Annotated in this window: 14 protein-coding genes and 1 tRNA gene; 3 read left to right on the top strand and 12 right to left on the bottom strand. The window is 61.1% G+C overall.

Annotated features, from left to right (window positions below; genetic code table 11):
• Positions 1 to 14: 14 nt before the first annotated feature.
• Complete coding sequence (locus HWX87_RS10170; protein WP_034206968.1) at positions 15 to 821, bottom strand: GNAT family N-acyltransferase; 807 nt, start codon at positions 819 to 821, stop codon at positions 15 to 17.
• A gap of 170 nt (positions 822 to 991) precedes the next feature.
• Entirely contained in the window at positions 992 to 1,453 is a 462-nt protein-coding gene (gene sixA / locus HWX87_RS10165) for a phosphohistidine phosphatase SixA (protein ID WP_176047016.1), read from the bottom strand.
• A gap of 161 nt (positions 1,454 to 1,614) precedes the next feature.
• On the opposite strand from sixA, the gene HWX87_RS10160 reads away from it, so the two are divergent.
• Positions 1,615 to 1,691 (top strand) — tRNA-Pro (locus tag HWX87_RS10160).
• A 912-nt stretch (positions 1,692 to 2,603) separates the two neighbouring features.
• Here the strand turns inward: HWX87_RS10160 and HWX87_RS10155 are convergent.
• The 6 genes from HWX87_RS10155 to HWX87_RS10130 form a co-directional block, all read right to left on the bottom strand.
• The gene (locus HWX87_RS10155; protein WP_176047015.1) at positions 2,604 to 2,891 is read right to left on the bottom strand and encodes a PAAR domain-containing protein; all 288 of its coding nucleotides are present in this window, start codon (positions 2,889 to 2,891) and stop codon (positions 2,604 to 2,606) included.
• Between the two features lie 11 nt (positions 2,892 to 2,902).
• Complete coding sequence (locus HWX87_RS10150; protein WP_176047161.1) at positions 2,903 to 3,862, bottom strand: T6SS immunity protein Tli4 family protein; 960 nt, start codon at positions 3,860 to 3,862, stop codon at positions 2,903 to 2,905.
• A 74-nt stretch (positions 3,863 to 3,936) separates the two neighbouring features.
• The gene (locus tag HWX87_RS10145) at positions 3,937 to 5,880 is read right to left on the bottom strand and encodes an alpha/beta hydrolase (protein ID WP_176047014.1); all 1,944 of its coding nucleotides are present in this window, start codon (positions 5,878 to 5,880) and stop codon (positions 3,937 to 3,939) included.
• 35 nt (positions 5,881 to 5,915) lie between these two features.
• Entirely contained in the window at positions 5,916 to 8,690 is a 2,775-nt protein-coding gene (tssI, locus tag HWX87_RS10140) for a type VI secretion system tip protein TssI/VgrG (RefSeq protein ID WP_176047013.1), read from the bottom strand.
• Positions 8,691 to 8,833: 143 nt separating this feature from the next.
• Entirely contained in the window at positions 8,834 to 9,073 is a 240-nt protein-coding gene (locus HWX87_RS10135) for a hypothetical protein (protein ID WP_176047012.1), read from the bottom strand.
• A gap of 713 nt (positions 9,074 to 9,786) precedes the next feature.
• Positions 9,787 to 10,083: an Arm DNA-binding domain-containing protein gene (locus HWX87_RS10130; protein WP_244137650.1), complete on the bottom strand. Its 297-nt coding sequence runs from the start codon at positions 10,081 to 10,083 to the stop codon at positions 9,787 to 9,789.
• A gap of 382 nt (positions 10,084 to 10,465) precedes the next feature.
• Here HWX87_RS10130 and HWX87_RS10125 point away from each other — a divergent pair, with 382 nt between their 5' ends.
• Complete coding sequence (locus HWX87_RS10125; protein ID WP_176047011.1) at positions 10,466 to 10,900, top strand: hypothetical protein; 435 nt, start codon at positions 10,466 to 10,468, stop codon at positions 10,898 to 10,900.
• 87 nt (positions 10,901 to 10,987) lie between these two features.
• Here HWX87_RS10125 and ppx read toward each other — a convergent pair whose 3' ends face one another.
• On the bottom strand, positions 10,988 to 12,502 hold the full coding sequence (gene ppx / locus HWX87_RS10120) for an exopolyphosphatase (protein WP_176047010.1): 1,515 nt from the start codon (positions 12,500 to 12,502) through the stop codon (positions 10,988 to 10,990).
• A 292-nt stretch (positions 12,503 to 12,794) separates the two neighbouring features.
• On the opposite strand from ppx, the gene ppk1 reads away from it, so the two are divergent.
• Positions 12,795 to 14,858, top strand: coding sequence for a polyphosphate kinase 1 (gene ppk1 / locus HWX87_RS10115; protein WP_176047009.1), 2,064 nt, complete (start codon positions 12,795 to 12,797; stop codon positions 14,856 to 14,858).
• Between the two features lie 99 nt (positions 14,859 to 14,957).
• Here the strand turns inward: ppk1 and phoR are convergent, their stop codons facing one another.
• From phoR to phoU, 3 genes are read right to left on the bottom strand one after another with little or no spacing between them, the layout of a single operon-like run.
• Complete coding sequence (phoR, locus tag HWX87_RS10110) at positions 14,958 to 16,277, bottom strand: phosphate regulon sensor histidine kinase PhoR (RefSeq protein ID WP_176047008.1); 1,320 nt, start codon at positions 16,275 to 16,277, stop codon at positions 14,958 to 14,960.
• 57 nt (positions 16,278 to 16,334) lie between these two features.
• Positions 16,335 to 17,036 carry a phosphate regulon transcriptional regulator PhoB gene (phoB, locus tag HWX87_RS10105; RefSeq protein WP_006750313.1) on the bottom strand — a complete coding sequence of 234 codons (702 nt, stop codon included), beginning with the start codon at positions 17,034 to 17,036 and terminating at the stop codon, positions 16,335 to 16,337.
• 32 nt (positions 17,037 to 17,068) lie between these two features.
• Positions 17,069 to 17,773, bottom strand: coding sequence for a phosphate signaling complex protein PhoU (gene phoU / locus HWX87_RS10100; protein ID WP_176047007.1), 705 nt, complete (start codon positions 17,771 to 17,773; stop codon positions 17,069 to 17,071).
• Positions 17,774 to 17,779: the final 6 nt, after the last annotated feature.

The following is a 17,779-nucleotide window of genomic DNA, read 5'->3' as shown; positions in this document are numbered from 1 at the left end:
GTGGTTCAGACGGCTCAGCCCAGGAAGTGGCGGGCGTAGCGCGCGTTGATGTCGGACAGGCGGAACAGCGTCAGGAAATCCGCGCAGTTGAAGTCGGGATCCCAGGCCGGTGCGCCGCAGATCTTCGCACCGAGGCGCAGGTAGCCCTTGATCAGCGGCGGCGGCGCGACGACGGTACCCGTTTGCAGTTCGTCGACCGGCAGTGCCGTGTGCGGGAACGCGCGATATTCGGGCGCCGTCAGCGAGCCGGCCGACAGCGACTGGTACAGGTTCGCCGCATAGTGGCCACCATCGGCCATCGACACGCTCGCGCAGCCGAGCATCGTCTCGTAGCCGTTCTGCATCATGTATGCGCCGAGGCCGCCCCACAGCGCCATGATGACGGCGCCGCTGCGGTAGTCGCTGTGCACGCACGAGCGGCCAACCTCGACCATCTTGCCGCGCAGGTGCGTGAGGCGCGACAGATCGAATTCGCCTTCGGCGTACAGGCGGCCGACGCGCGCCGCCTGGTGCGGCGGCAGCACGCGGTACGTGCCGACGACTTTCAACGTGTCGAGATCGCGAACCAGCAGGTGGTCGCAGTATGCGTCGAACGGATCGACGTCGAGACCGGACGGGCCGCTGACCTGCGCGCCCATCTCTTCGGCGAACACGCTGTAGCGCAGGCGCTGGGCTTCGCGCAATTCGTCTTCCGTGCGCGCCCATGCGGCGCGCAGGCGATACTCCGATGTGACGGTTTCACTGGCGCGCGGCAGGTGGCGCCGCGACGTGTCGAGGGGCAGCGAGGCAAAAGGGAGCGTAGGCGTCGGCAGTTCTCGCATCAGGCTTTCCTGGTCGTAAGGAATAAGGCGACATGCCCGCCAATGTAGTAATCGGCCGTGACCGTTATGTGGCACGACCGTGTCCTTTCAATGACGTGTCGCCGAATTGACTTTAGCAGAAAGCTTGCGAAACCGTATGATGAATCCCTTCAAACCCATTCAGCCGGGCTTCACACCAGTTCCGGCGTCAATACCGCGCGCAATACGGCCTGCCGGCTACCGTCACGCGTGCGGCTCGCCAACCACACGATTCCCCCCTTCTTGACGCTCCAGCTGTCGTCGCTGCCGGCGATCAATTGCGCGGCGACGCTGCCGAGCGTCGGCTGGTGTCCGACGATCACGACCGTCGGCGCGATGCCTTCCGGCCAGCCTGCCGCTTCGAGCACGTCGTCGACGCTGCCGCCCGGTGCGAGCGCATCGACGGTACGGTACTGATCGGTCAGCGCCTCGACCGTCTGCACGGTACGGGCCGCCGGGCTCGCGAGGATCACGCTATTCGTCTCGAGCCTGCTGCGCAGCCATTTGGCCATCGCCTGCGCGTCCTTGCGGCCACGAACGGTCAGCTGGCGCGCGAGATCGCTCGCCGCGTAGTCTTCGGCTTCGGCGTGACGCCACAGGATCAGGTTCATCATGATGTTCTCCTTGCTTCGGCGAGCGTCCGCGCGCACATGCACACGGGTACGGCCGATTACCGCGCAAATTGTCGCAAATCGCGGCGGTTCACCGCCGCGGCATTTACCCGCATATTGCGATTGACCTAATCTGGCACGTACCGATATAATCTTTGGCTCGTCGGAGCGTAGCGCAGCCTGGTAGCGCATCTGATTTGGGATCAGAGGGTCGTAGGTTCGAATCCTATCGCTCCGACCAAGGAATCAAGGGGTTAGCTGATGCTAACCCCTTTTTCTTTTGTCGCATCCAGCCGCATCGCTACTCCATTGCTACCATCTGGAGCGATTTCCATAAGGAATCGCACCCGATGGCACGCCGTCCTATCCCGATCCAGCGCCGCCTTTTCATCGTCCGTGCCGACTGGTACGACGTGATCGATTGTCGCGCAGAGATGCCAAAATGCCTGGTGGGTCTCGGATACCTTCCAGTTCAAATGATATGGGATTGCGTCGGGCATCTCGAGCGCCAGCAGACGCATCGAAATCGATACTTCGCCATTCTCCCGTCATAGATGGTCGACAGGCATTCTCCGCCACGCCCTTGCGCACGATCCTGTATCGGTTTCAGTCCACCTTGATATCGACGACGCTCAGCTCGTCGTTCCGTCGAGCACTTTGCACACCAGTGCCCCGTCAGAACTGATCCGGCTGTGGCTTCGAATTTGTGACGTGCGGCACAGACAAAGCGGTAGTGCGCATTTTTTCCACGATACCGCTTGCTCAGGCACTGACCTCCTGCTTGAAGGGCGATATCGTGAAGGCAAGCCAGCGTCTGCTTGACCCGGCACTGATGGCAGATTAATGACCCACCCTGCCCGCGCACCCTGAGCATAAAACTCGCACCAGACATCGTGGAAACGTGCTTGTCTACGCAGCGGAACCGGTACTGATGATGCACGCTATGCCACTTGCGCTCGAGCAACACGAAGCCCGCGTCCGTGAGGTAATCCTGAAGCATTGCGAATCGCTCGTCACGGGTTGTCACGGAAACGGGGCTTCGCTACCAATGGAGTAGAAAAGGAGAAGGCGTCTAGCACCACGATATCGGCCCAGTGCCGGGAACGGAGAGATAGGGGACGTCGTTCAATATTCCGTTCGAATCACCAACCGTTCAGACCTCGACGTACGATACCGACTGCGACGCCACTAGTTTCGGAGGTGTCGGACATGCGCAGCGACAGAGATCGTCGCTCAACGCCGACTGCCGACCATCCGGCCCGGTGCTCGAATGGCGTGGTCCGTCACACACTATCACGCCGACGATCTTGCACACCGGGCACCACACCGGATCGTGTTCATATGCCTGCTCGCGGCCGAGCAGCATGTCCTGTCCATCGCCGCCCTGTACGATGCCTCCGACTGTCGTCGTGTCACCCTTCACAATGTCATAGCGTCGCATCACACCCTCGCTCAAACCGCGCCCGGCCGCAGCCGAAGGCTGTTCAGCAGCGTATCCCATGTTTGCAGTGCACCGGCCTCGTCCACCGGCGAGCTTGCCTGGTCGGGCGACAGGTCGGGACTGGGTGCACCCAACAGCAATTGAATAGCGGTATGCGGTTTCGCCAGCGTGCTCGGATCGCCCGGCGCAAGCAGGTAGAAGCGGTAGGATGTGATCTCACCTTCCTTCAGTGCAAACAGGACTTCCTCGGCATCCATCCCGGCCACCGTGTGCTTGCCTTGCCGCAGAATCCGGTAGCTCCCGCTCGACACGCGATCCATCTGCGCACGCAGGGCGGGCAGTGTCTTGGTCAGCGGTTCTTTCTGGTCGACGTCGACTGAATCCCGCATCTGAATCACCAGCAGAGCAGGCCGTCCCGGCATCAGTGCGAACGACTGGCTGACTTCCTCGGTGTAGGTTGACGACCCCGTGGCAATTCCGCCGTCGAAGCAGAATCCCGACTCCGTCGGCACCGACCAGTTATCGCGTGCTTTGATGCGACGGTAGAGATCGGTGTAAACAGGCTCGAACTTGTCTAAACCACCTGAGCCAACTGACCCGGTCGTATGGAACAAGGTGTTGTTCTCGTAAATATAACCATCCGTATCAAAAGGCAACTTCGCAGCTTTTGCGATTCCTTCTTGATAAGCGAAAACCTTTGAAGTCTTTGTCGGAGAAAATACTTTCTCAAGCCAAACAGGCCCCGATTGATTTCTTGGATTTGCAGGATCAAAGCGTCTTTCAGTGCGATATTTCTTTTCCGCTGCGTCAACTTTAGCTTGATATTCGCCCGGAGATGCGTTGTGCTGCGTCTCTAGTTTGTCCCCCCAAAATGCATATCGTTGATTCGTGATTTTACTTGCCACTGGCCGGTCGAACACGAAGCGGCCGATGCACCACGGGCGCGACTTGGAAAACAAAGGATTCGTCATAGTCGGTTCACCCGAAAACGTTATCGAACAGGCGCACACGCCCGCCACCAAAAACAGGAGTCGCCCAAAACGCCTCAGCATGACTGTGCATCCTGCGCGATTTGCACGATGCTGTAGAGAAGCGCCCAGCGCGCCCATGGATGGTTATAGCTTTCTTGGTGCACATAGCCTCCTTGGTCAAACACCATTTGTACGCCGTGGGCCGCGCCTCCCTCCGCACTGTGTGCGGGAGCTTCAGCAGACCAGACCGGCACCGTTCCGTCACCTGGTACGATGCCATTTTTTTTGGGATCGGGGGCGTCGCTGCCAGGCGGCAGCTTCGCTACTTTCTGCACCTCAAATTCGACCGTAACGTTGCGTGAGTCCAGGTGCACGCGCAGCGTGCCGGTGTGGGAATCGTCGTGTTTCTCACCCAGGAACCGCGCGGCGCGCAGTTCTTCCTCCGTTACGCCGGGCGGTATATTCCCCTTCCAGATCACCGTGCCCCATGCCAACAAATCGTCAAGCTTCTCGCTTTTCTCGATCTTAGGTTTGTCGTGCCCATCGCTCGATGCGGTTGATGCCTTGGGCGTCAGCGCGCCATCCCCATATGCTACGTATGTTTTGTCATGGTATTTATCTTTTATTTTCTCCTGATTGCGCACAACAAAAAGCATTGTTTTTGCAAAGTTCTCAGACACGGTCGTTTTCACCGGCTGCTTGTCGAGCCGCTTTTGGACAATGCCAGCCGGATCGAGGAGCGAAATAGATTGCTCGGGTACTAATCCGTACCACTTCGGATTAATATAAATCTCGTTGTACACATCGCCCTGCTGCGGCAGCTTCATTACCGGATCACCGTTGAGCGGCGAAAAAATCCACCATGCCTCACCGTTGTGGTAATCCGGCATCGGCAACAGCTCAAGTGGCCCCGGCGCATTCGCGGCCACCGCCACAAACTCGTCTGCATTGCTCCCGAGCAAGGCGCCGTTGATAAAACCGTTCACCCCGCCCTCGCTGCCGCCACCAGTGCGGAACCGCTTCGCCGCGATTGGCGCCCCGGTCGCTGGTAGCACGTTGTGGAACACGCCGTGCATTAGGCCCGCTCCGCCGTGCATGGCGATCGCCATCCGTGCAACTAGCCCACCCATCGAGTGCGTGAGTATGATCGCCTTGCCGCTATGATTCTCGTCGATGATCTCCTTGATGCCCATCAGGCGCGTGACCTTGCCGGTCTTCTTGTCCGTGAAATTCGAACCATTAATCACCTCTTGCGCCGATTTTTCATTCGATTGCAGCCAGTTGTAGCCGATCGCGTACACTCGGTACTGGTATTTCATGAAGTGCTTGAATACTTCCGAATCTTTCGTGATCGCCTGCCCACGGTGTTGCGCGCCGGCGTCGATCGCTCCATAGTCGGAAGGCTCGGTGTCCAGCAGTGGCTTGAGCGCCCACTTCTCGCCGTCAGGGTCGCCTTGAATCCACGGCCCTTTATGCTTCCCCAGATGCATCGGCTCGTTCAGTTGCTCCTGTAGCCACGCCAACATCGGCTGATAGCTCGACCGATACACCGAGCCCCAACCCCGCCGAATGGCCTCCTTCTCGTCCACGTACTGGTTCGGGTCGTCATCCTTTTCGTGCTTGCCAGCACTGACCGGCCCGAACGGTGTCACGGCGGCCTTAGTCGGGTCGAACCGCGTTTCTCGCGTGGACGCGCCCTTGAACCACAGGCCGATCAGTGCGGGCAATGCGCCCGCCTTCCCCAATAGGCCGTCCGTCTCCGGCGCAAAGAACATCTCGTCACCGGTGTCGGTGTTCATCAACGGCGATCCCATCACGCCTGGCAGGAAGATCACCGGAATGATTGGCCGCACGTCGCACAGCAGTTCTTTGGAGCGCGTGTCACTCGCCGGAGTCAATGTAAAATGCCCGACCGACGCCCCGTCCTTGTCCGTGCGACCAGCCTGCTGGACGACTTCGTTCTCGGCATCGTCACTGAACGGCGATCCGCCGCCGGATTGTTCTGTGTTTTCACTCATCGTCGTTCTTCAGATTCGACCATCGGTTATCGGATTCATGCCGCAGGACCGGTCGGCTTCGGCCGCAATGCGCGCACCGCAAGCTTCTCGATATCCTCGCTCTTCTGCTCGGCCACGTGCCCCAGTTCGTTCGTCATCCCGGTTAGGCGTGTGCCGTCCCCGCGGATAAGTTCGTACGGATGGTTTTTCAGCACCTCGCCCGTGATGCGATCGCGCAGCACATATGGATCGTTGAATTTGGCCTGCGGCAGGTTGTTCATATGCTGCGCAATCGAACTCGGCCCCTGACGACTGAGCGACGCCGATTTGATCGTGCGCGGCCCTTGCGTACCATCCTCGATGCCAGCAGCCACCCACCTCGTGTACGAACCGCCAGCCTTGATGATGATTTCATCTGCGTCGAGCACAATGCGCTTGGCCTTTACGGTCACGTCTTTGCCTGCATTGATGTTCACGTCGTCCGTGTTGGCCGACAATTTGATCGGACCTTTCGCCGTGACAAAGAACGCGCCGAGTTTCTGAGCGAAGAAGCTGACCTTTTCCGCAGCAGCCACGACTAGCGACTTGCCCGTTGCGACGTACGTGTTTTCGTTGCTGACAACGTTGACCTCTTTCTCGGCCACGATATGCGTCGAGTTGTCCGCGACCAGTGCAATGTCTTTCGGCGTCGATACCAGAATGTTCGGCTGCGCAAATCCGTTGGCGCTGCCCGTACCGCCGCCCGCCGTCACCCCGCCTGACGTATCACCCGATACCGGGTGCTGGATGTCCTTCGACAGGGCCTTGAGCGCATCCTGCCCGGTTTGCAACGATTCCGCCTGAGCGGTCGTGCTTGCGCTGGACAGCGATTCGACCAGCATTCCGGCCTGCTGCAACTGTGATCGCGCCTCGTCGACGCTCATTTGTTCATCGTCGTAGGATTTCGAGTGCGAACTGATGGACAGCCCCTTGCTGGCGCGAACCGCACCGAACTCGTCGGCATGCAGAACGAAACCGGCCCCCAGATACTGGCCGCGTGTGTTGTCGTCATGCTTGATCAGGTAGCCCTGCGTCAGCGCCGCATAGCTCTTGCCGGTATAGCTGACCAGCCGTGTCCCGCTTTGATTCGTAGAGTCGTCGTGAACGAACGAGTTGTAGGCACCCGTCTTGCCGAACCCTTCCGACTTGAACCCGGACAGCAAAGCATTCGAATGCCATTGGGACGGCGTCGTACCGCCGTTGATTCGCCCCAGCACGAACGGCTTGTCACAGTCACCGTTCCAGTAACCGACGATGACCCATTCACGCGCCCTCGGAACGTGAACCGCTCCATAACCGTTCCCGGTATCGGATTGAAGCGACGACAGCAACGGAGAGGAGTTGAAGGCATCCGGTGGGTTCTTGCGATCCCATGCGAAATGCACCCTGATCTGGTTCCGGTCGTTCGTCCATGCCTCAGCGCCGTCCGGCGTGACGACGAGCGCATGCTCAATCGACATGACCGGCTTCGTATGATCCAGCGGGCTTCGGAATTCGACCGTCGTGGGCTGCGCTTCAACTTCGAGCACGAAAAATCCGGCCGAACCATCTGCCTCATGGTCAGGCGTCTTGAACCGTTCGCGATGAATCGCCTGCTGCTCGGCCAATGTGGCACGCAGACTTTGGGGAAATTCGGCCATCTGCTGACCGATCGGCACGTTGTTCTCAATGAACCATCGCGCCTCGACCACCAGAAATTCCCGCTTCTTGGAGTCACCGTCTCCGTGACGTGGATGGTTGTTCAACACGAACCGTAGACCGGCATCGAGCCATCGCACGCCACCTACACCGAAATATCGGCTTGCCCGCGCATCCCACACCTGCACGCGACGCTGTGCGCGCACTTCGCCGTTGTCCGAACTGGAATACCCATAGGCCGTCGACTCATACACGGTCATCGGCACATCGGGAACGTTATGCTCAGCTTTCTCGTTGCGCTCATCCGTTGAATAACTTGTCGCCGCGAGTGCGCTCTCAGCCTCAAAATTGGACGCCGGGCGCTTGTAGTCGAATGCGCGCGACATATAGCGCGTGCTCTGCATCGTCTGCACCGAGGCCCAATGGGCAAATCCATCAGACTCGTTGCTGTCGTTCGCGCGGATAAATTCAACCGACTTCGCGTCGGGAAGCGACGACACGCGATCAACGATGACGAGCGTCGTCTTGGGAGCGTCGCCTTCGCTAACGTTTTCGTGGACCCAGTAGAAATACCAACCCTCGACCTCAGCCAAGCGGTTCACAAAGTGAAGATCGGATTCGCTCTGTCTGCACCACGACCGCTTGGCAGGATCGGACGACAGCGCGAAACGATACTGCCCGCGTAATTGCGGATACCGATCGAGTATGTCGGAAATGATTTCGCGCGCGTCTTTCTCGAGCCAGCCTTCTTCGTTGTGGGTTTTGTCGAGGAAGACCAGTGCCGATGAAAATTCGATCTGGTACGTAGAAAGATCGCCATTTCCACCAAGATAGGCAACCCGATGCACGAAACCGTGGACCGGACGATAGACGGGAACCGCAAAGGGAGCCGTCATCTGTTGAATCCGCAGGGTGACAGGCTGGTGCATCAGCGACAGCAGCGCTGTATCATCGCGCGTCGATGCAACGTCGATCGTGTACGAGTAGTCACGCCCGATTCTGGCCGATCCTCGTACACGCAACGGCACCAGCGCATTCTTACCAAGCGGGGTGTCCAGCATCAACAGCCGGCCCTGCTGCAAAATGCCCTTGCCGATCGCATCATGCAAATCGCGAAACTTCAGGTCCCCGAGTGTGGACGGTCTGATTACCATTTTTCGTTATCCTTCTCTCTCAGGTTCAACCGTCAAGAAAATGACACAAAGACGGTCAGCCGTTGCGACGGTAGGTCGCTCGCGCGATTTTATCTAAAGTCTGAAAAATATGACGCAGCTTGACAAAAATTAACGCCAAGTTGTCAATTGACGCCGGGGATACATTCAGGCGCGATTGGTGACAACGAATCGTTGGACAGAAATGCGGCGAGCCGTGCTTGGCCATCCGCAATGACATAGGACGGGGAGTTCAGCAATTGCTCGTCACGGAGCACAAGCACCTCGCGGATCACGACCATGCCATCGTCTGTGACCGTGAATTTGCCCTCAGCCTTGCCGCGTACGGCGCAATCGTGAAGCACGGCTTCAACTGCGCGAAACAAGTCCAGGTCAGATCGCCCCCTCAGTCGCTTCGTGGACAAAGTACGCGTTATAGACGGTATTGAATAACTGAGCGATAACCGAACGGCTACCCTCACCAGATGCGAGGGTATGGCACGCCATATGATGTTCGATCGATTTCTTGCGGGCGGTCGCGGCCGGAAGAGGCAACAGCATCTCCTTGGACAAAGGGCGCTTACTTTTCCGCGAAGGGGACCGTTTCTTGGTCACGAGATTAATCGACGGAATTTGAGAGACGGCATCTTACGCCGATGCAGATCAGCCAATCAGCTGCATTATCCTAAGCATTATTTACGTCGGGTGCGCCACCTTCAGGATAGTCGGATGCGAGACGGCATATTCCTTCGCCAGTCCCCGTGCAGTAGCACCTTCCGCTAGTTTCTGCCGAATTTCGGTCTTTTGTTCCGCCGTCGGCGTGTCTTGGCGACCGAGTTTCCTCCCTTCGGCTTTGGCACGCGCCAACCCGGCATGCGTGCGCTCGATGAGTAGGTCTCTCTTCCGCCCGGGATTGATTACCATCACCGGGGCTTCCCTCCGCGCGGTAAGAAACTGGTCGATTGATTACCGAATCGAGGATACCGCCACGTTCCGGAATTCGTTGGTGAGTGTGTGCTACTGGGAAACATCGGTCGCAACTACGATCGCGGCCGAGAGACAACAAACAAATGGGAAAGCGGCCGTTAGCGAGACAACTTCAGGCCAGTTTGGAACAGCAGCGATTCTTGATCAGGGTCAGAGCTTGCATCCTCGCCTTACCGACCGTCAGATCAGGATAGCGCCCAATCTTGATCCGCCATTTCCTTCGATTTGCTTTCAGATAGAGAGTGAGCGTCTTGACGCCGTCCGGGCCGATGCCGATCGCAAGACCGCCCACCTTCGCGTCGTAGTAATACTTCCAACCCTTCTCTGGCATCGCCAACGCTTCGATCGCCGCTTTCGTGAAATTCAGGGCGTCCTTGCCCGCACGCTGCGCTTTCTCGCTATCGCTCATCGTTGCTACTACGTGTAGCGTTGTGGGTCGGAACACAAAATCGCAATGAGCTTGAATATTACATAAAATCAATGGCTTATGATTTTAATCGATCGCCAACGACGTTAAAAATGGCAGGAGCGCCCGATTTGGGATCAGAGGGTCGTAGGTTCGAATCCTATCGCTCCGACCAAGGAATCAAGGGGTTACGGTTAAACACCGTAGCCCCTTTTCCGTTTCCGGGCCGCTGAATCGCACGTGCGGTCACCCGGCTCGCGCACTTCAATTCATTGTAGGGATTCATTGGGGCAGCGACGCGACAACGCTCAGGCCCCTGCCCGCAACCCGCGCACGGCACTTCCGGGAACACGCGATAATGCGCGTGAACAACCCGCACCCGCGCATGAAAAACAACATTCTCAAGACCACGCTCTGCGCGTCGCTGCTCGCACTCGCGACCGCCGGCACCGCTTCGGCCAAGGCGCTCGACAATGCGCTCGACTGCCATTCGACCGGCCACAAGTTCGTCGCGCCGCTGCTCGCCGCCGGCGACATCCAGTCGGAGCCCATGCATGTCGAATCGAACTCGGTCAACGCGTTCCGCACGAGCCACCCGCTGACCGCATACGGCTTCGGCGTCTATGTCGTGCTGGGCTATCAGGCGAACGACCCGATCTTCCGTCCGGGCGACGGTACGCCGATCGGCGACTGGGCCTACGGCGTCGTGGTACGCGGCACGAAGAGTTCGGTGGAGGAAGCCGTGCGCAAGGCCGGCAGCGACGCGACCGTCAAGCAGGCGTTCCCGTTCCTGACCGCGATCGTCTGCTCGTCGGATTGAGCGAGCCGTCAGGACGATCGTGCGGCACGCCTGAGGGCGCCGCAACCACGCTCCCGTCCAACGCCTCCAGGCCCCGCTATCGGCCCGTTACGCGCCGGTGTACACCACGCGATACGGGATACCGACCTTCTCCCACTCGGCAGCCTCCTGGCTGAGGCTGTAGTCGGTCAACGGGTTCTGCTCGACCCATGCGCTCGGCAAGCGCACTTCATACCCGCCCTTCTTCATCTGCGAAACGGAAATGTCGGGCAGCCCCGCATCGGTCCGGCGCCGGCACAGCAGCGCCGCGAGCCGCAGGCAGAACAACAGCGGCCACTCGACCTCGCGCGCCTGCGACAGCTTGCCGAGCTTGCCCGCGTGACCGAGCACGAGCGCGGCGAGCCGCGCCTGGTCGGTGCGCGAAAAGCCCGGCATGTCCGCGTTGCTCGCGATATAGGCGGAATGCTTGTGATACGCGCTGTGCGAGATCGACAGGCCGATCTCGTGCAACGCAGCCGCCCAGCCGAGGAACATCCGTCCTTCCTCGCGCGCCTCTTCGTCGTCTTCCTCGAGTTCGTCGTAGAAACGCCCGGCGAGCGCACCGATCCGCTCGGCCTGCGCGCGATCGACGCCGTAGCGACGCGTGAAGCCCTCGACGGTCACCGCGCGCATGTCCTCGTGCTGCGTCCGGCCGAGCAGGTCGTACAGCACGCCGAGACGCAGCGCGCCGTCGGTCGTATCGACGTAATCGACGCCGAGCTCCTCGAACACCGCGAGCATGATCGCGAGGCCGCCCGCGAGCACGGGCACGCGATCGGGCTTCAGCGCGACCAGCTTCAGCCGGTTGACGTTCTCCGACTTGATCAGCGCGCGCTTCAGGCGCTCGAGGCCGCCACGCGAAATGCCGTGCGTGATGCCCGGATCGTTGAAGCCGTTCGCCTCGACGAGTTCCGCAAGCGCACGCGCGGTGCCGGACGAACCGATCGCCTGGTCCCAGCCGGCCTTCTTGTACTCGCTCGAAATGATCTGGATCTCGCGCTTGGCCGCGAGTTCGGCCTGCCGCATCGTGTATTCGTCGACGTTGCCGGCCGGAAAGAACGTGCGGCTGTGGCTCACGCAGCCGATATACAGACTCTCCATCACGATCGGCGTGTAGTGCGAGCCGATGATGAATTCGGTCGAGCCGCCGCCGATGTCGACGACGAGCCGCTTGCCGGCGCTCGCCGGCACCGAGTGCGCGGCGCCCGCATAGATCAGCCGCGCTTCTTCGCGGCCCGCGATCACTTCGATCGGAAAACCGAGCGCCGCTTCAGCCTCGCCGAGAAACTCGCCCGCGTTCTTCGCGACGCGCAGCGTGTTGGTCGCCACCGCCCGCACATGATCGGGATGGAAATCGCGCAGGCGCTCGCCGAACCGCTTGAGCGCCTCCCAGCCACGCTCCTGCGACGCACGATCGAGCATCTTGTCGCTCGACAGGCCCGCGGCCAGCCGAACGGGCTCGCGCAGCGCGTCGACGGGATAGATCTGGCTGCCCGCCGGCGTTTCCTCGACGCGACCGACGATCAGCCGGAAGCTGTTCGAGCCGAGATCCACGGCAGCCAGCAAGTGGGGAGTTGTAACCATCAGAAGGGGGCTCCGTGCGCGTTCACCCGCGGCAGCCGGACCGGCAGCCCTGGGCGATCAATCAAAGGCGACATTTTAAGCGTGGAACGCTTGCCATTGCCACGCTTCACGGGCATGCACACTGCTCGATCACACTGCTTGATTCCATATAGCCGAAACATTTATGAGACGAAATGGTTCCAGCGTAGAATTTGCCGATATAAATACAGTATTGTCATCAGCACGTCATCGTACCGTGAGAGTTTCCGAGCGTCCTTTCGAATCATCGCCTGAATCACCCCCTACCCTGCCGATGTCCGTCCGTTATCCGCTTCTCAATCGTGAACTCGGCATCCTCGGTTTCAACGAGCGCGTGCTGGCCCAGGCGGCCGATCCTCAAGTCCCGTTGCTCGAGCGCCTCCGTTTCATCTGCATCACCAGCAGCAACCTCGACGAATTCTTCGAAGTCCGCATGGCCGGCCTTCAGGAACAGATCCGCGACAACCCCGGCGCACTGACACCCGACGGCATGTCGTTACAGCATGCTTACGATCTCGTCGTCGAACGCGCGCAGCGGCTCGTCCATCGACAGTACACGATGCTGCACGAAACCGTGCTGCCCGCGCTCGAACAGGAAGGCATCTACTTCCACGCGAGCGACACGTGGAACGACGAGCAGCTCGAATGGGCGCGGCGTTACTTCCTCGATGAACTGCTGCCCGTGCTGACGCCGATCGGCCTCGATCCGGCGCACCCGTTCCCGCGCGTGTTGAACAAGAGCCTGAACTTCGTCGTCGAGCTCGAAGGCCGCGACGCGTTCGGCCGCCAGGCCGTGATGGGTATCGTGCAGGCGCCGCGCGCGCTGCCGCGCGTCGTGCGCATGCCGCACGCGCTATCGGGTTTCGAGCACGGCTTCGTGCTGCTGAGCTCGTTCATGCAGCGCTTCGTCGGCGAACTCTTCCCGCAGCTCGTCGTGAAGAGCTGCAACCAGTTTCGCATCACGCGCAACAGCGAGCTGTTCGTCGACGAAGACGAAATCACGAACCTGCGCGTCGCGCTGCAGGGCGAACTGCCCGCGCGCCACCTCGGCAATGCCGTACGCCTCGAAGTGTCGGCCGACACGCCGCTGCACATCGTGCGGCGCCTGCTCGAGGAAAGCGAGCTCGGCGAAAAGGACTGCTATCGCGTGGCCGGGTCCGTGAACCTCGTGCGCCTGATGCAGATTCCCGATCTCGTCGACCGCCCCGACCTGAAGTTCACGCCGTTCACCGCGTCGATTCCGGATGCGATCACGAACGCGCCGACGATGTTCGACGCGATCGACAACGGCGACATCCTGCTGCACCACCCGTACGAGAGCTTCCAGCCCGTGCTCGAACTGCTGCAGCAGGCCGCGAAGGACCCGAGCGTCGTCGCGATCAAGCAGACGATCTACCGCACCGGCACCGATTCGCCGCTGATGGATGCGCTGATGGAAGCCGCGCGCAACGGCAAGGAAGTGACCGTCGTCGTCGAGCTGCTCGCGCGCTTCGACGAGGAAACCAACATCAACTGGGCGTCGCAGCTCGAAGCCGTCGGCGCGCATGTCGTGTACGGCGTGGTCGGCCACAAGTGCCACGCGAAGATGATGCTGATCGTGCGGCGTGTCGTGCAGGCCGGCAAGGCGTCGCTGCGCCGCTACGTGCACCTCGGCACCGGCAACTACCACCCGCGCACGGCACGCCTCTACACCGACTTCGGGCTGATGACGGCCGACCAGAAGATCTGCGAGGACGTCCATCACGTGTTCCAGCAACTGACCGGGATCGGCGGCGAACTCTCGCTGCACGAGCTGTGGCAGTCGCCGTTCACGCTGCATCCGCGCATCATCGACGCGATCCGCGCGGAAATCGACAACGCGCGCGCCGGCAAGCGTGCGCGCGTCGTCGCGAAGATGAACGCGCTGCTGGAGCCGTCGGTGATCGCCGCGCTGTACGAAGCGTCGCAGGCCGGCGTCAAGGTCGACCTGATCGTGCGCGGCGTCTGCGCACTGAAGCCCGGCGTGCCGGGGCTGTCGGAAAACATCACGGTGCGCTCGATCGTCGGCCGCTTCCTCGAACACCACCGGATCTACTACTTCCACGCGGGCGGTGCGGAGGACGTCTATCTGTCGAGCGCCGACTGGATGGACCGCAACCTGTTCCGCCGCGTCGAAGTCGCGTTCCCGATCCGCGAGCGCAAGCTCAAGCGGCGCGTGATCGCCGAGGGCCTGTCGGTGTGTCTCGGCGACAACCAGTCGGCGTGGCAGATGCACAGCGACGGCCACTACCGCCGCCGCCGCTCCGGCAAGACGATCCGCAACGCGCAACTCGGGCTGCTCGCGAAGTTCTGCTCGTAAAGCGGACGCGGCGCGCCAGACGCACGCCGCCCCGCCAATAAAAAAGCGCAGCCCGCGGGCTGCGCTTTTTTATTGACCGAACAGACGACCGCTACGCGATCACGCCTCGTACGCGGCCGGCCGGATCGCGATGATGCGCGAGCCCGGGAATCGCGCGGTGAACGTGCTGCCGCGCCCTTCCTCGCTCTGCACGTACAGGTGCGCGTCGTGCCGCTGCAGCACGTGCTTGACGATCGCCAGCCCGAGCCCGGTCCCCCCCGTATCGCGCGAACGGCTGCGGTCGACGCGATAGAAGCGCTCGGTGAGCCGCGGCAGATCGGCGGCCGGAATGCCGAAGCCGCTGTCCGTGACGGAAAACACGCCCTGCGCACCCTCGCGCCGCCACGTGACGACGATCTTGCCGCCTTCCGGCGTATAGCGGATCGCGTTCGTGACGAGATTCGCGAATGCGCTGAACAGCTCCGTCTGCGCCCCCGTGACGCCCAGCGTCTCGTCGATCGTGAACGCGATGTCGTGATGCCCGTTCGACAGCGTCTGCGCGTCCTCCTTCAGATGATCGAACACCGCGCGCATGTCGATCGCGCGATCGAGCGGCGGCTTGCTCTCGCCTTCCAGCTTCGCGAGCACCAGCAGATCGGTCACGATGTGCCGCATCCGCGAGGCCTGCTGCTCCATCATCTCGAGATAGCGCCCGCGGTCTTCCTCGTTCAGCGGCAGTTCGCGCATCGTCTCGAGGAAGCCCGACAGCACGGTGAGCGGTGTCTTCAACTCGTGCGACACGTTCGCGACGAAGTCGCGCCGCATCGCGTCGGTGCGCTCGAGCTCGGTGATGTCCTGCGTGAGCAGCAGCTTGCGGTTCTCGCCGTACGGAAACACCTGCACGGCCAGCACGTTCTGCCGCGAGTCGCCCATGCCGCGCATCACGAGCGTCTCGTCGTAATGCTGCGCATTCAGATAGCGGACGAAGTCGGGATGGCGCACCAGGTTCGTGATGTGCTGGCGCAGGTCGCGCTTCGCATCGAGGCCGAAATGAACCTCGGCGATCGCGTTGCACCACTCGATCTGGTCGTGGTCGTCGAGCATCGCGACGCCGTTCGGCGACGCCTGGATCGCCTGGATGAAGCGCGAATGCTGCTGCTCGACCTGCCGCACCTGCGCATGCCATTGCTTCGCGAGCTTGTGCAGACGATAGTAGATCTCGCCCCAGATGCCCGGCGCGCTCGGCACTTCGCCGTAGACCGGCGCGTCGAGCAGGCGCCACAGACGCTGCGTATGGAAGGTGCTGAAAAAGCCCTGCGCGATCAGCATCACGACCACGAACACGAGGCCCGCGGTCGGGCCGGCGAAGACGCCGACCAATACGCCGATCAGCACGAGCAGCACGAGCGACACCAGAAAGCGCGCCCAGATGATGTTCATGATTCAGCGTCCGAAAGAATGAACGGCATGCCGCGGCACACGGCATGCCCGAATACGTTACGCGTGCTTGGCGAGCCGGTAGCCGCTGCCGCGCACGGTCTCGATCATCGCATCGCAACCGGCCGGTTTCAAGGCCGCGCGCAATCGTTTGATGTGCACGTCGACGGTACGCTCCTCGACGAACACATGGTCGCCCCACACCTGGTCGAGCAGTTGCGTTCGGCTGTGCACGCGTTCCGGATGCGTCATGAAGAAATGCAGCAGGCGGAACTCGGTCGGGCCGAGATCGAGCTTGATCTCGCTGCCGTCGCCGTGCGCGGCGACGCGATGCGTGGCCGGGTCGAGGCGCAGCCCGTTGATCGACACGACGTCCTCGGTCAGCTGCGGCGCACGGCGGCGCAGCACGGCCTTGATCCGCGCCATCAGTTCCTTCGGCGAGAACGGCTTCGTCACGTAGTCGTCCGCGCCGATTTCGAGGCCGAGCACCTTGTCCTGCTCGTCGCCGCGAGCAGTCAGCATGATGATCGGGATGTGTTTGGTCCGTTCGTTGTTGCGCAGGTCGCGCGCGAACGCGATACCGGATTTGCCCGGCAGCATCCAGTCGAGCAGCACGAGATCGGGCAGCACGTCGCTGATCAGGTTCTGCGCCTGTTCGGCGTTGTACGCACGGATCGGGCAGTGACCGGCGTGCTGGAGATTCACCGAGATCAGTTCGGAAATCGCGGGCTCATCTTCAACGACGAGAATGTTGCTGGGCATCGGCACCTCTTTTTTTCCTGTGCTGGGTCGTGTTAACTGTTGGCTTCACGGTCGAGCGTGTCGCGCGGCTGGTGCCGCACGTCCGTGCCCTTCACGATGTAGATGATGAACTCGGCGATGTTCTTCGCGTGGTCGCCGATCCGCTCGATCGCCTTCGCGATGAACAGATACTCGAGACCAACCGAGATCGTGCGCGGATCTTCCTGCATGTACGACACGAGCTTGCGCACGAACGCGCGGAATTCCAGGTCGATCTCCTTGTCGTCCTTGACGATCTGCGCGGCCGCGACCGTGTCGAGGCGTGCAAACGCGTCGAGCGCGCGGCGCAGGATCGTCACGGCCATCTCGCCCGACACCTTGATCTCGGCGATGTTGACCGTGCGCGCGGCCGGCTCGTCGACCAGGCGACGCACGCGCTTGGCGATCTTCTCGGCCTCGTCGCCGGCGCGCTCGAGGTTCGTAATCGTTTTCGAAATCGACATCAAAAGACGCAGGTCACGTGCGGCAGGCTGCCTCCGCGCGATGATGTTGCCGCACTCCTGGTCGATGTCGACTTCCATCGCGTTCAGCGTTTCCTCGGCCGCGATCACCTTCTCGGCCGTCTCGCGATCGAATTCGTTCAGCGCGTACATCGCGCCGACGATCTGCGACTCGACGAGCCCGCCCATTTCCAGCACTTTCGACGACACGGCATTCAGGTCCGCGTCGAACTGGCTCGACAGATGTTTATCCGACATGGCTGT

The sequence above is a fragment of the Burkholderia sp. BCC1644 genome (assembly GCF_902833225.1).
In the GTDB taxonomy this organism is placed as follows: Bacteria; Pseudomonadota; Gammaproteobacteria; order Burkholderiales; family Burkholderiaceae; genus Burkholderia.
Note: the sequence above shows the minus strand (reverse complement) of the source record. Positions and strands in the feature narration are given on the sequence as shown.